The 12,905-nt window shown below is 72.9% G+C and carries 11 protein-coding genes; 3 read left to right on the top strand and 8 right to left on the bottom strand.

Annotated elements, in window-relative coordinates; genetic code table 11:
• Nucleotides 1-35: 35 nt before the first annotated feature.
• Together O7602_RS08570 and O7602_RS08565 are read right to left on the bottom strand one after the other, a co-directional pair.
• The gene (locus tag O7602_RS08570; RefSeq protein WP_281587686.1) at nt 36-596 is read right to left on the bottom strand and encodes a dihydrofolate reductase family protein; all 561 of its coding nucleotides are present in this window, start codon (nt 594-596) and stop codon (nt 36-38) included.
• Between the two features lie 158 nt (nt 597-754).
• Nucleotides 755-2,956 carry a transglycosylase domain-containing protein gene (locus O7602_RS08565; protein ID WP_281587684.1) on the bottom strand — a complete coding sequence of 734 codons (2,202 nt, stop codon included), beginning with the start codon at nt 2,954-2,956 and terminating at the stop codon, nt 755-757.
• Between the two features lie 219 nt (nt 2,957-3,175).
• Between O7602_RS08565 and O7602_RS08560 the strand changes: the two genes are divergently transcribed.
• On the top strand, nt 3,176-4,864 hold the full coding sequence (locus O7602_RS08560; RefSeq protein ID WP_281587683.1) for a ricin-type beta-trefoil lectin domain protein: 1,689 nt from the start codon (nt 3,176-3,178) through the stop codon (nt 4,862-4,864).
• 10 nt (nt 4,865-4,874) lie between these two features.
• On the opposite strand, the gene O7602_RS08555 is transcribed toward O7602_RS08560, so the two are convergent.
• The 3 genes from O7602_RS08555 to O7602_RS08545 all read right to left on the bottom strand — a co-directional run bounded on the left by O7602_RS08555 (nt 4,875) and on the right by O7602_RS08545 (nt 7,407).
• A complete protein-coding gene (locus O7602_RS08555; RefSeq protein WP_281587682.1) occupies nt 4,875-5,693 on the bottom strand; it encodes a hypothetical protein in 819 nt (272 codons plus the stop codon).
• 128 nt (nt 5,694-5,821) lie between these two features.
• Complete coding sequence (locus tag O7602_RS08550) at nt 5,822-6,928, bottom strand: SPFH domain-containing protein (RefSeq protein WP_281587680.1); 1,107 nt, start codon at nt 6,926-6,928, stop codon at nt 5,822-5,824.
• A 5-nt stretch (nt 6,929-6,933) separates the two neighbouring features.
• Nucleotides 6,934-7,407 carry an NfeD family protein gene (locus O7602_RS08545; protein ID WP_281587679.1) on the bottom strand — a complete coding sequence of 158 codons (474 nt, stop codon included), beginning with the start codon at nt 7,405-7,407 and terminating at the stop codon, nt 6,934-6,936.
• Between the two features lie 89 nt (nt 7,408-7,496).
• Between O7602_RS08545 and O7602_RS08540 the strand changes: the two genes are divergently transcribed.
• Complete coding sequence (locus O7602_RS08540) at nt 7,497-8,810, top strand: serine hydrolase domain-containing protein (protein ID WP_281587678.1); 1,314 nt, start codon at nt 7,497-7,499, stop codon at nt 8,808-8,810.
• Between the two features lie 327 nt (nt 8,811-9,137).
• Here the strand turns inward: O7602_RS08540 and O7602_RS08535 are convergent, their stop codons facing one another.
• Nucleotides 9,138-9,947, bottom strand: a complete 810-nt coding sequence (locus O7602_RS08535; RefSeq protein ID WP_281587677.1) for a DUF3097 domain-containing protein — start codon at nt 9,945-9,947, stop codon at nt 9,138-9,140.
• A gap of 162 nt (nt 9,948-10,109) precedes the next feature.
• On the opposite strand from O7602_RS08535, the gene O7602_RS08530 reads away from it, so the two are divergent.
• Nucleotides 10,110-10,904, top strand: a complete 795-nt coding sequence (locus O7602_RS08530; protein ID WP_281587676.1) for a hypothetical protein — start codon at nt 10,110-10,112, stop codon at nt 10,902-10,904.
• A 38-nt stretch (nt 10,905-10,942) separates the two neighbouring features.
• On the opposite strand, the gene O7602_RS08525 is transcribed toward O7602_RS08530, so the two are convergent.
• Nucleotides 10,943-11,722 (bottom strand): HAD-IIA family hydrolase, encoded by a 780-nt coding sequence (locus tag O7602_RS08525; protein ID WP_281587674.1) that lies wholly within the window; start codon nt 11,720-11,722, stop codon nt 10,943-10,945.
• Between the two features lie 36 nt (nt 11,723-11,758).
• Nucleotides 11,759-12,790 (bottom strand): ferrochelatase, encoded by a 1,032-nt coding sequence (locus O7602_RS08520; protein ID WP_281587672.1) that lies wholly within the window; start codon nt 12,788-12,790, stop codon nt 11,759-11,761.
• Between the last annotated feature and the right edge of the window lie 115 nt (nt 12,791-12,905).

Here is a 12,905-nt window from a genome sequence, read left to right as displayed (position 1 = left end):
CCGGCCGCTGACCTGCCGCACCCGCCGCCGGCCGGTCAGGCCCGCTGGTAGCGCAGCAGCACCGCGCGGCCGTCGAACGGGCGCGTCTCGACCAGCCTGAGCTCCTGGCGGGCCAGGTCGGGCAGCACCTGCCGCCCGCCGCCGAGCAGCACCGGGTGCACGATCACCTGGTATTCGTCGACAAGCCCGAGCGCGGCCAGCGCCGTCGCCGCGCCGGTCCCGCCGGTGACCAGCAGATCCCCGCCGAACCGCGCACGCACCTCGGCCCACTCCGCCGCGAGGTCGCCGCCGCCGACCACCCGGGCGCCGTGGTCGGCCTCGGCGAGCGTGCGGGAGACGACCACCTTCGGGGTACGCCGCCAGATCGGCGCGAACGCCAGGTCGTGCGGGTGGTCGGAGATCGACTCGACCTGCGGCCAGTAGGACGACATCATCTCCCACACCCGCCGCCCGTAGACGAAGGCGTCGGCCCGCTCGGACAACCCGATGGAGTACGCGGACAGCTCGTCCCCCATCGCCGGCCAGTCGAACTCACCGTTCGGCCCCTCGATGAAGCCGTCGACCGACTGGTGCACCCAGTAGATGGTCTTGCCCATGCTGCGCTCCTCCGCTCACCGGTGCGCCCGCGGTTCGGGCGCCCTCCCCTGCGGGTCGGAGCCACCCTCCCCGAATCCGACACCCTGCCGCGAGTATCCGGGAGAAGTGTTAGGAGGGGCCCCCGCCTATACCGAAAGCGTTAAGCGGGGGCCCCTCCTCAACCCCGGCCCTGGAGCCAGCGGAGGAGGTCGGACGGGAGGTTGCGGTTGTCGTCGCGGGGTGGGGTGGGCTGCTGGGGTTGCGGGCGCGGCTGCGGGCGCTGCGGGTTGCCGGCCAACTCCCGGCTCGGCGCGGTGAAGTCCCGCACCGGCTTGCCGGCCACCGCCGTCTTGATCACCCGGGCCACCGCGTCGATCACCTTGGTCTGCACCGCGGAGCCGACCAGGTCGGTCGCGTCGTCCGGGTTGGCCGCGATGCCGGCGACGGCGACCTGCGGGGTGAACCCGACGAACGTCTCGGTGGCGTTCCGCTCCGAGCTACCCGTCTTGCCGGCCACCGGCCGACCGACGATCCCGTCGACGCCGGTGGCGGTGCCGCCGTTGCACTGCCCGTACGCCGACTGCTGGCCCACCGGGCAGCGGGCCGCGTCGGTGGCCGCCCGGGCCACGTCCGGCTCCAGCACCCGCTTGCAGTCCGGCTGCCCGACGTCGACCTTCGTGCCGTCGGACGCGGTGACCGAGACCACCGGCAACGGCGAGCAGTATGTGCCCTCGGCGGCCACCGTCGCGTACGCGTTCGCCAGGTCGAGCGGGGTGGTGGCGGCCACGCCGAGGGTGAACGCCCCCCAGTTGGCGGCGTTGTCGCGGGCGAACGCGGCGTCCGAGTCGGCCCGGAACGTGATGCCGAGGCGCTGCGCCATCTCCACCACCTTGTCCTCGCCGACCTGCTCGGCCAGCCACACGAAGTACGTGTTGACGGAGCGGCCGAAGCCGTCCCACATCATCCGGTAGCCGTCCATCCACTCGGGGTTGGCGTTGCCCGGGCACCACGTGCCGTCGCAGTTGCCCTCGTCGTCGGAGGCGTAGCGGGTGGGCAGCTTGGCCGGCGCGTCGAAGCCGGTGGCGAGGGGCTTGCCCGCCTCCAGCGCGGCCAGCATGGTGAACAGCTTGAACGTGGAGCCGGCCTGGTAGCCGTCGACGCTGGCGCCGCCGGAGATCAACGGGTTGACCGTGTTCGGGTGGTTGCCCTGCCCGCCGGGGTTGTCGGCCAGGCTGTAGTGCCGGTTGACCGCCATGGCGAGCACCCGGCCGGTGCCGGGCTCGACCGCCGCGATCGGCAGCGCGCGCTTGTCGTCGTACCCGTAGACCTTGGTGGCCTGCGCCTGCGCGGTCTGCTGGATCTTCGGGTCGAGCGTGGTGACCACCCGGTAGCCGCCGCGGCGCAGCGCCTGCTCGCGTTCCTGCGGGGTGTCGCCGAAGGCCGGCTGGGTGAGCCACCACTGGCGCAGGTAGTCGCAGAAGAAGCCCCAGTCGTCGTGGCCCTGCGCGGTCGCGGTGCAGCCGTTGGGCTGGGCGGTCGGGTGCAACGTGAGCGGTTCGGCCTTGGCCGCCGCGGCCTGCCGCGCGGTGATCGCGCCGGTCTCGGCCATCGAGTCGAGCACGTACGCCCGGCGGGCGAGCGCCTTGTTCTTGTCGCCGTCGATCGGGCTGTACTCGTCGGGCGACTGGACCAGGCCGGCGAGCAGCGCCGCCTCGCCCAGGGTCAGGTCGGCAGGGGCCGTGCCGAAGTAGCGCTGGCTGGCGGCGGCGACCCCGTACGCGCCGGACCCGAAGTACGCGATATTGAGGTAGCGGTTGAGGATCTCGTCCTTGGACAGCGACTGCTCCAGCGCGTTCGCGTACCGGATCTCCTGGAGCTTGCGACCGACGGTCTGCTCGGTGGCGGCCTGCCGTTCCTCGGCGGTCCGGTTCGGGTCGGTCTTGAGCACGTTGCGGACGTACTGCATGGTCAGCGTGGAGCCGCCCTGCTCGGTGCCGCCGCCCTTCACGTTGGCCACCAGGGCGCGGGCGATGCCGCGCAGGTCGGCGCCGCCGTGGGAGTAGAACCGCCGGTCCTCGGCCGAGACGATCGCGTGGCGCATCACCGGGGCGATCTCGGCCAGCGGCACGTCGGTGCGATTGACGTCGTAGAACGTGGTGAGCAGCGTCTTGCCGTCGTTGGCGTAGAGGTAGGAGCGCTGCGGCTGCACCGGGGTCCGCAGCGCGTCGGGCAGCTCCGCGTACGCGCCGAGGCCCGCCTTGACGACGAATCCGCCGAGCAGGCCGGTCGGGAGCGCGGCGAGCGCGAGGACGAGCCCGGCGAGCAGGCCCGCGAGCAGCACGGTGAGGAGCCGCGCGAGCGGCGACCGGGAAGACGGCATGGACTCCAGGATTGCCGCGAAAGCGGCGTTCCGACCACCCTCGGCGTCGGGTTGTCAGCAAATTCACCGGTAACCGCGGCTGCCTGGCGCCCGATCACCCCGCGTGTCCCGCCTGTCCGTTCGCGCGCGTGACGGACGCAACATGATTGACACACAACTATGTTAACGCTAACAATAACCACGCTCCCCCAACCCACCCCGAACCGGAAGGAACGTCCGATGAGAGGTCCGATCGAGCGGGTCGTGGCGGCCGTGGCCCTCGCCCTGGCCGCGACGGCGGTGGCGCCGACGCCGGCCGGGGCGGCCACGGCGGAGGCGACCGCGACCGAGGCGGCGACCGAGGCGGCAGCCGTGACACCCGAGCCGGTGGTGAGCCGGCCACCGATGGGGTGGGCGTCGTGGAACACGTTCGCCGCGAAGATCAACTACAACGTGATCAAGGCGCAGGTCGACAGCCTCGTGTCCAGCGGCCTGGCCGCCGCCGGCTACGAGTACGTCAACATCGACGAGGGCTGGTGGCAGGGCACCCGGGACGCCGCCGGCAACATCACCGTGGACACCGCCGAGTGGCCCGGCGGGATGAGCGCCATCGCGGACTACATCCACAGCAAGGGCCTGAAGGCGGGCATCTACACCGACGCCGGCCGCGACGGCTGCGGCTACTACTACCCGACCGGCCGGCCGGCGGCGCCCGGCTCGGGCAGCGAGGGCCACTACGACCAGGACTTCCTGGCGTTCTCCCGGTGGGGCTTCGACTTCGTCAAGGTCGACTGGTGCGGCGGCTCCGCCGAGGGGCTCAACCCCCGCACCGCCTACCAGGCCATCAGCGACTCGATCGCCCGCGCCACCGCGCAGACCGGCCGGCCGATGGTGCTGTCGGTCTGCAACTGGGGCGTGCAGAGCCCGTGGGACTGGGCACCCGGCATGTCCACCATGTGGCGCACCAGCGGCGACATCATCTACTACGGCCAACAGCCGTCCATGGACCGCGTGCTGGCGAACTTCGACTCCGCGCAGCACCCCGCCGCGCAGAGCGTCGGCCACTACAACGACCCGGACATGCTCGTCGCCGGCATGCCCGGGTTCAGCGCGGCCCAGAACCGCACCCATCTGAGCCTGTGGGCGATCTCCGGCGCCCCACTGCTCGCCGGCAACAACCTCACCACCATGTCCGCGGAGACCCGGGCCATCCTCGGCAACCCGGAGGTCGTCGCCATCGACCAGGACCCGCTGGGCCGCCAGGGCGTCAAGGTCGCCGAGGACGCCGCCGGGCTCCAGGTCTACAGCAAGGTGCTCGCCACCGGCGGCCGGCGGGCGGTGATGCTGCTCAACCGCACCGGCTCGACGGCGAACATCACGACCCGCTTCGCCGACCTCGGGCTGGGCGCCAGCGCGACCGTGCGCAACGTGTGGAGCGCCACCGACCTGGGCGCCCGCACGACCAGCTACACCGCGAGCGTCCCCGCCCGCGAGGCCGTCCTGCTCGTCGTCACCGGCACCGAGAACCCCGGCGGCGGCGCCCGCACGGGTTCGCTCGTCGGCCGGCAGTCCGGCCGGTGCCTGGACATCAACAACTTCGCCACCACCAACGGCACCCAGGCCCAACTGTGGGACTGCACCGGCGCGAGCAACCAGACCTGGACGTACACCGCCGGCCGGCAGCTCATGATCTACGGCAACAAGTGCCTCGACGCGTACAACGCCGGCACCACGAACGGCACCAGAGTGGTCATCTGGGACTGCAACGGTCAGGCCAACCAGCAGTGGAACGTCAACTCCGACGGGACGATCCGGGGCGCGCAGTCCGGCCTGTGCGTCGACGCGTCCGGGGCGGCCACCGCGAACGGCACGAAGATCCTGCTCTGGACGTGCGGAACGGCCGACAACCAGAGATGGAACTGGCGGTAGGGACCTCCGGTCAGCCGGCGGCGAGCGGACCGCCGCCGGCACCGGGAGTCGCACCGCCGGACGGCCCGGCGGGCGTGGCGACGCTGGCGCTCGCCGCGTCCCGGGCGATGGTCTCGGGCACGAGGCGACCGCTGCGGTAGCCGATGCCGATGCCGGCGACCAGCACGAAGATCGCGCCGAACGTCTGCAACGACCCGATCAACGCCCCGCCCAGGCCGAGCAGCGGCGCGGCGATCATCAGCATGATCCCGTCGCCGTAGGAGAACATGCCCGACCGGCCCACCGACCACCCGGTGAGGAACCAGCCCACGCTGTAGCAGGTCGCCCCGAACAGCACGATGCCGCGCGCGGTCAGCCCGAACACCGGCGTCTGCTCGGCCAGCCCGGCGAACGGCAGCATCAGCACCATCCCGCCGATGCTGGCGAGCAGCCCGGCCAGCGCCACCCGCCGGCAGCGGGTGGCCGCGAGCAGGCCGGTGAGCGCGAGCAACGCGAGCAGGCCGAGCCAGATCGACGCCACCCAGCCGACCAGGTAGAGCGGCTGGCCGTCGGCCGGGTACGGGTCGTTGCCCACCCCGCCGTCGCTGGCCATCGCCACCACGCCGTAGAGGACCGCGTACGCCGGCAGCAGCCACACCGCCGCGCGGGCGAACCGGCGGACCGACCAAGCCCAGGTCGCGTCCGTGGCCGGCGCGCCCGGCCCCGGCTCGGAGACGAACGGCAGGACCACGAAACCCCCGCCGGTACGCCGGGAGCCGAGCGGTCCGCCCGGGTCGTGCGCGCCGGGGACCGGGGTCCCGGAGAAGAGCCGGTTCGCCGGTTCCTTCATGCGTCACCTCGCTCGCCTCAGGGGCGGCCCGGGCCACGCGACGGCGCCCCGGCCCTGCTCACCACCGTCCTTCAGACCGATGGTGGCAGGCGCCGGGGCGCCGGATGAGCAATTCTCGGATTTGCTGGTCAGCCCCGCTCGCGCTGGTCCGCCGGGTCGCTGAGCAGCGTCTCCGGGGACACCGGCTCCGGCGCCGGCAGGCCCTGCGGCGTGTTGCCGCCGGTGGCCTGCGCCTCGGCCACCCGTACCTCGTCGTGGATCTCCTGCGCCGCGACGGCCGCGGCCTGGGCCGCCTCGGCGGCCTCCCGCTCGACCTCGGTGGCGGTCTTGCTCGCCTCCGACGTCGGGGCGTCGCCGACCATGCCGGCCAGCCCGCCCAGCGCGCCGCCCATGCCCTCCAGGGCCTTGGTCAGCTCGGCCGGCACGATCCAGACCTTGTTGGCCGTGCCGTTGGCGATCTGCGGCAGCGCCTGGAGGTATTGGTAAGCAAGCACCTTCTGGCTCGGGTTGGCCTGGTGGATCGCGTCGAAGACCGTCCGGACCGCCTTGGCCTGCCCCTCCGCCTGGAGGATCCGGGCCTGCCGGTCACCGTCGGCGCGCAGCACCGCGGCCTGCTTCTCACCTTCGGCGGTGAGGATCTGCGACTGCTTGTGCCCCTCGGCGTTGAGGATCGCGGCACGGCGGTCCCGCTCGGCGCGCATCTGCTTCTCCATCGAGTCGCGGATGCTCGGCGGCGGCTCGATCGCCTTGATCTCGACCCGGGTCACCTTGATGCCCCACCGTCCGGTCGTCTCGTCCAGCACGCCGGACAGGTGCCTGTTGATCTCCTCGCGGCTGGTCAACGCGCGTTCCAGATCCAGCGAGCCGATCACGTTACGCAGCGTCGTGACGGTGAGCTGCTCGATCGCCTGGAGGAAGTTGGAGATCTCGTAGGTGGCCCGGACCGAGTCGACCACCTTGAAGTAGAGCACCGTGTCGATCGAGACGACCAGGTTGTCCGAGGTGATCACCGGCTGGGGCGGGAAGCTGACCACCTGCTCCCGCAGGTCGACCTTGGTGCGCACCGCGTCGACGAACGGCACCAGCAGGTTGAGCCCGGGGTTCAAGGTGCGCTTGTACTTACCCAGCCGCTCCACCACGTCCTGGCGCTGCTGCGGCACGATCCGCACCGCCTTGGCCAGTGTCACCACGACGATCACCGCCACGGCGATCAGGAGGATCGCTGCAAACTCCATATGGTTCACCCTCTCGCTTCGGGCAGCTCGCCCGGGGCGGAAATGTCGTCCTGCCAGACCAGAGCGGTCGCGCCCCGGACCTTTATCACCTGCACCCGCTCGCCCGCCGCATAGCGCTGGGTCGCGTCGAACGACCGGGCCGTCCACAGCTCACCATCGATCTTGACCATGCCGTGCTCGGCGTCCACCGGCTCCAGGACCACCGCGGTGGCCCCCTCGATCGCCTCGACGCCGAACGGCTGCTCCCCGCTCTCCAGCGCCGACCGGGTGTTCCGGCGGATCACCGGCCGGGCCAGCGCCAGGGAGAGCGCCGACACCACCGCGAAGATCACCGCTTGGAGCGCCACCGGCGCGCCGAGCGCCGCGGCGCCCGCGGCGGCGAACGCCCCGACCCCGAACATGATCAGGAACAGCGTCGTCGTGAAGATCTCGGCGACGGCCAATACCACACCCAGAACGATCCAGAACACGGCGTCCACGTGACCAATCGTGACACGTCCTGTCACGTGTCATCGAACTGTCATGATCGCTAGGCTCGATTTCACCGTACGGCGACGAGGAGGACGAGATGGCGCTACTGCCGGAGACCGCACGCCAGGTGGACCTGCTGGTCGCCCGCGCCCAGGCGGAGGGACGCGGACCCTCGCTGGCCCTCGGCGTGGTCCGCGACGGCGCCCTGGCGCACCTGGCGGTCGCCGGCGAGCAGCCCCGGCCCGACGGCGACCTCCAGTACCGGATCGGCTCGATCACCAAGACCATGACCGCGGTGCTGGTGATGCAGCAACGCGACGCCGGGCGACTGGCCCTCGACGACCCGCTCGACCGGCACCTGCCCGGCACCCCGGTCGGCGCGCTCACCGTCCACCAACTGCTCGGGCACGCCAGCGGCCTGCAACGCGAGCCGGACGGCGGGTGGTGGGAACGCGCGGCGGGCATGGACCTGGACGCCCTGCTCGCCGGGCTGACCCCGGACAAGATCGCCTACCCGCCGCACCACGTCTACCACTACTCCAACCTGGCGTACGGGCTGCTCGGCGCCGCGCTGGAGCGGATCACCGGCACGCCCTGGATCGAGCTGCTGACCGACCGGCTGCTGACGCCGCTCGGCATGCGCCGCACCACCTTCGGCCCGGGCGAGCCGTTCGCCCGGGGCTTCGTCGTCCATCCCTGGCACGAGACGTTGCGGTCGGAGCCGCTGACCGAGACCGGGGCGATGGCGCCCGCCGGGCAGCTCTGGTCGACCGTCGAGGACCTGGCCCGCTGGGCGGCGTTCCTCGCCGACCCGGACCCGGCGCTGCTCGACCCGGCGACGCTCACCGCGATGTGCGCGCCGGTGGTGATCAACGACCTGGACTCGTGGACCGGCGGGCACGGCCTCGGCATCGAGCTCTACCGGGTCGGCGACCGGGTGTACGTCGGCCACGGCGGCTCGATGCCCGGCTACGTCGCCGGCCTGGTCGTGCACCGCCCCACCCGGACCGCGGTGGTGGACTTCGCCAATTCGTACGGGCTGCGCGGCGGCCACCACATCTCCGGGCTGGCCCGCGACGTGCTCACCCGGGTGCTGGACGCCGAGCCGGCCGCCCCCGCGCCGTGGCGACCGGCCGACCCACCCGCCGCCGACCTGGCCGAACTGACCGGTCGCTGGTGGTTCATGGGCGGGGAGTACGAGTTCCGCGCCGACCCCGCCGGCCACCTCGTCGGCGGGCAGGTGGGCCGGCCGGCGCACCGCTTCGCCCCGGACGGGCCGGACCGCTGGCGGGGCCGGTCCGGTCCGCAGGACGGCGAGATCCTCACCGTCGTCCGCGACTCCGCCGGCGCGGCCGTCGCACTGGACATCGCCACCTTCCTCCTCACCCGCACCCCCGACCAGGCCCCCTGACCCCTCGCGCCGTCCACCCCCCGCCCCACCGGCCGAGCCACGGGCTGGCGCGCCGACGTGCCGCGCCGACCCGCCGGGACGAAGGACCGCGTCTCCGGGCCTACAAACTTGATGACACCGATGACTCACACCTCTGACCGATCCACGCCACCGAACCCGTAGCGCCCCGACAGCTCCACCGCACCGCGGCCGGAACCGAGCCACGAACCCGGCACCCGACGGGCCGGGGGCGACCGTGCCCGGCGCAGGGATCAAGCCTGACCGCCCGGAGCCGGGCACGGTCGCCCCCGGCCCTGACCGCAACCACCCCCGACAGCAACCAAACCACTAAGGCGAGGTGACGAAATCGATCAACCGCTCCATGGCGTTGATCAACGGCGTCTCCACGTCGGCGAAACTGTCCACCCGGGACAGGATGTGCCGCCACATGTCCGCCGGCTCGGCCACCCCGAGCGCGGCGCAGACGCCCTCCTTCCACGGGCGTCCGGGCGGCACCACCGGCCACGCCGCGATGCCAAGCGCCGACGGCCGCACCGCCTGCCACACGTCCACGTAGGGATGACCCGTGACCAGCACGTGCGGCGAGGTCACCTGGGCCACGATCCGGCTCTCCTTCGAGCCGGGGACCAGGTGGTCGACGAGCACGCCGAGCCGCCGGCCCGGGGCGGGGGCGAACGCGCGCACCTCGGCGGCGAGCGCGTCGATGCCGTCCAGCGGCTCCACCACGACGCCCTCGATCCGCAGGTCGTCGCCCCAGATCCGCTCGACGAGCGCGGCGTCGTGCACGCCCTCCACCCAGATCCGGCTGGCCTTGGCGACCCGCGCGGATACGTCGTGCACGGCGATCGAGCCCGACGCGGTGCGGCGGCGGGCGGCGGGGGCCGGGGCGCGGACCGGGCGGCGCAGCGTGACCGGCCGGCCGTCGAGCAGGAACGCGGCGGGCAGCAGCGGGAAGTTGCGCCGCCGCCCGTGCCGGTCCTCAAGCACCACGGCGCCGGAGTCGAACCCGACCACCGCGCCGCAGAACCCGGAGTCGGCGTCCTCGACCACCAGGTCGGGCTCGGCGTCGACCTCGGGGGTCGCCTTCCGCCGTCGCCAGTCGCCCGCCAGCACGTCCCCGTCGTATCGCCCAACCATGGCGGCCACGCTAGCCACCGCACCCGGCGTGTCGCTCGCCGACGCGCCAGGCGAGCCCACATCCGTCGCCACGAAACGGTGCGAAGGGGGTAGTTGGGGGCAGGCCACGCCACTGGAGCGGCAGCCGAGACAGCGGCGGCGGCCACCACGTACCCTTTCCGCATGTCCTCCCCCGCAACGGGCGCGGCCACGCTGGCTGCCCGCCGGTCGAGCCGGTTCGTCGCCTGGGTGCGTGCCTGGCGCGCCGGCCTGGTGCCGTTCGACGAGGTCGCCGACGCCATCGCCGGCGACGAGGAGCACCTCGTCGCGGACGCCCCCGGCACCTGGACCGACGTGTCCCTGCGGGAGGCGTTGCCCAGCCTGGCCAAGCACTCGCCGGACGAGATCCGCCTGGTGCTGCCAGCACCGGGCGACCCGCGCGGGCTGCCCGGGCCCGGCGAGTTCGCCGGGGCGGCGCTCGTGGCCGGCGAGGCCGTGGTGGCCAGCGGGCTCGGGCTGGTGCCCGAGGTCCGCACGCACACCTCGGGCTCGGGCATGACCTGGGAAACCGTGCTCTGGCGGGTCCACCCGCTGCCGGCCGACGCGCCGAAGGCGTCCCTCACCACGCCGGGCGCGGCGGAGGCCGAGGCCGAGCTGGCCGTCGCGCTGGCCGAGACGACCGCGGCGCTGACCCGGCTGGACGTCGCTCAGTGGCGACCCGAGCTGGCCGGCGCGCTCGCCGCGCTGCGCCGCCCCGACGGCGGCACCGACCTGCCCCCCGGCTTCGACCCGCGGGCGCGTCGCCTGTTCGCCCGCGCCGCCGTGCTGGACCGGGTGCTCGCCCTGGCCGGCGAGAGCGCGCCGGGCGGCGCGGTGAACACCTACGAGGCGCAGCAGCGGGACGCCGCGCTGCGTCCGCTCACCACCGCCTGCCGGCAGGCCCTGGTGGCCGCCTGCAACGCGCCGCTGCGGCCGTAGCGGACACCGCCTCACCGCCGTGGCCGTGGCGGACCGGCTCAGACCTCGTCGATCAGGTCGGCCACCGAGCCGACGATCCGGGACGGCCGGTACGGATACCGTTCGGCCTCGGCCCGGCTGCTGATCCCGGTGAGCACCAGGATAGTCTCCAGCCCGGCCTCCAGCCCGCAGAGGATGTCGGTGTCCATCCGGTCGCCGATCATCGCGGTCGACTCCGAGTGCGCGTCGATGGTGTTCAACGCGGAACGCATCATCATCGGGTTGGGCTTGCCGACGAAGTAGGGTTCCACGCCTGTCGCCTTGGAGATCATCGCCGCCACCGAGCCGGCCGCCGGCAGGGCGCCCTCCACCGAGGGGCCGGTGGCGTCCGGGTTGGTGCAGATGAACCGAGCGCCGTCGTCGATCAGCCGGATCGCCTTGGTGATCGCCTCGAAGCTGTAGGTGCGGGTCTCCCCCAGCACCACGTAGTCCGGGGCGAAGTCGCTCAGCACGTATCCCACCGCGTGCAACGCCGTGGTCAGGCCGGCCTCACCGATCACGTACGCGGTCCCGCCCGGCCGCTGGTCGGCCAGGAACTGGGCGGTGGCCAGCGCGGACGACCAGATCGCCTCCTCCGGCACGTCCAGCCCCATCCGGGCCAGCCGGGCCTGAAGGTCACGCGGGGTGTAGATGGAGTTGTTCGTCAGCACCAGGAACGGCTTGCCCGAGGCGCGCAGCCTCTTGACGAACTCCGGCGCGCCGGGCACCGGCTGCCCCTCGTGCACCAGCACGCCGTCCATGTCGGTGAGCCAGCTCTGCACCGGCTTGCGGTCATGCATCGTGTCCGTCCCTGGGATGTCGGTGGTCGGTCGGGCTCAGGGCCGGCGAGCCGGGGGTACGCAGCACAGCGCCGGGCAGGTGTCCCAGGCCGGCAGCTCGCCGAGCCGGCGGCGCAGTCGCTCCCCGTCCGGCGCGGTGCGCTCCCGCACCAGCTCGCGGACCATCGCCACGAACCGCGGGTCGGTGCCCGGGGTGCCGGCGCGGACGAAGTCCAGGCCGAGCTGCTTCGCCGTCTCCAGGGCCTCGGTGTCCAGGTCCCACACCACCTCCAGGTGGTCGGAGACGAAGCCGATCGGGCTCACCACCACGCCGGTCACGCCCTGCGCGGCCAGGTCGGTCAGGTGGTCGTTGATGTCCGGCTCCAGCCACGGCACCTGCGGTGGGCCGGACCGGCTCTGCCAGACCAGGTCGTACGGCAGGTCGGGAGCGGCGGCGGCGTGGACCAGCCGGGCGGTCTCCTCGAGCTGGGCGGTGTACCGGCCGCCGTGCGGGCCGGCGGTGGCGGCGGCCGAGGCCGGGATCGAGTGCGCGGTGAAGACCAGCCGGGTGGTGTCCCGCCGGGCCGCGTCGAGCTGGGCCAGCGCGCTACGGACCGCGTCGACGTGCGGCTCGACGAAGCCGGGGTGGTCCCAGAACTGACGCAGCTTCTCGATCGACGGAGCGTCCGGACCGACCGCGGCCCGGGCGGTGGCGATGTCCTCCTGGTATTGCCGGCACGAGGAGTAGCCGCCGTACGCGCTGGTGACGAACGCCAGCGCCCGGGTGATCCCGTCGTCGCGCATCCGCGCCACCGTGTCGGCGAGCATCGGGTCCCAGTTGCGGTTGCCCCAGTAGACCGGCAGGTCGACGCCGTTGGCGGCGAAGTCGTCGCGGATCGCCGCGAGCAGGTCGCGGCACTGCTGGTTGATCGGGGACACGCCGCCGAAGTGCAGGTAGTGCTCCGCGACCTCGGCCAGCCGCTCCGGCGGCACACCCCGGCCCCGGGTCACGTTCTGGAGGAAGGGGAGCACGTCCTCGGGCCGCTCCGGGCCACCGAACGAGACCAGCACCAACGCGTCGTACGCCATGGCCTCTATTCTTCCCCGCCCGCCGTGACGCCCGTGCGACGCCCCCTGCTCAGCGCGGTAACGCCTCCGCTGCCGGGTGTTAAGCGGGGCCCCTTCCTATACCGGAAACGTTAAG

It is taken from the genome of Micromonospora sp. WMMD1128, assembly GCF_027497235.1.
Taxonomy (GTDB): Bacteria; Actinomycetota; Actinomycetes; order Mycobacteriales; family Micromonosporaceae; genus Micromonospora.
The sequence above is the reverse complement of the archived record's forward strand: the minus strand, read 5'-3'. Positions and strand labels throughout refer to the sequence as shown.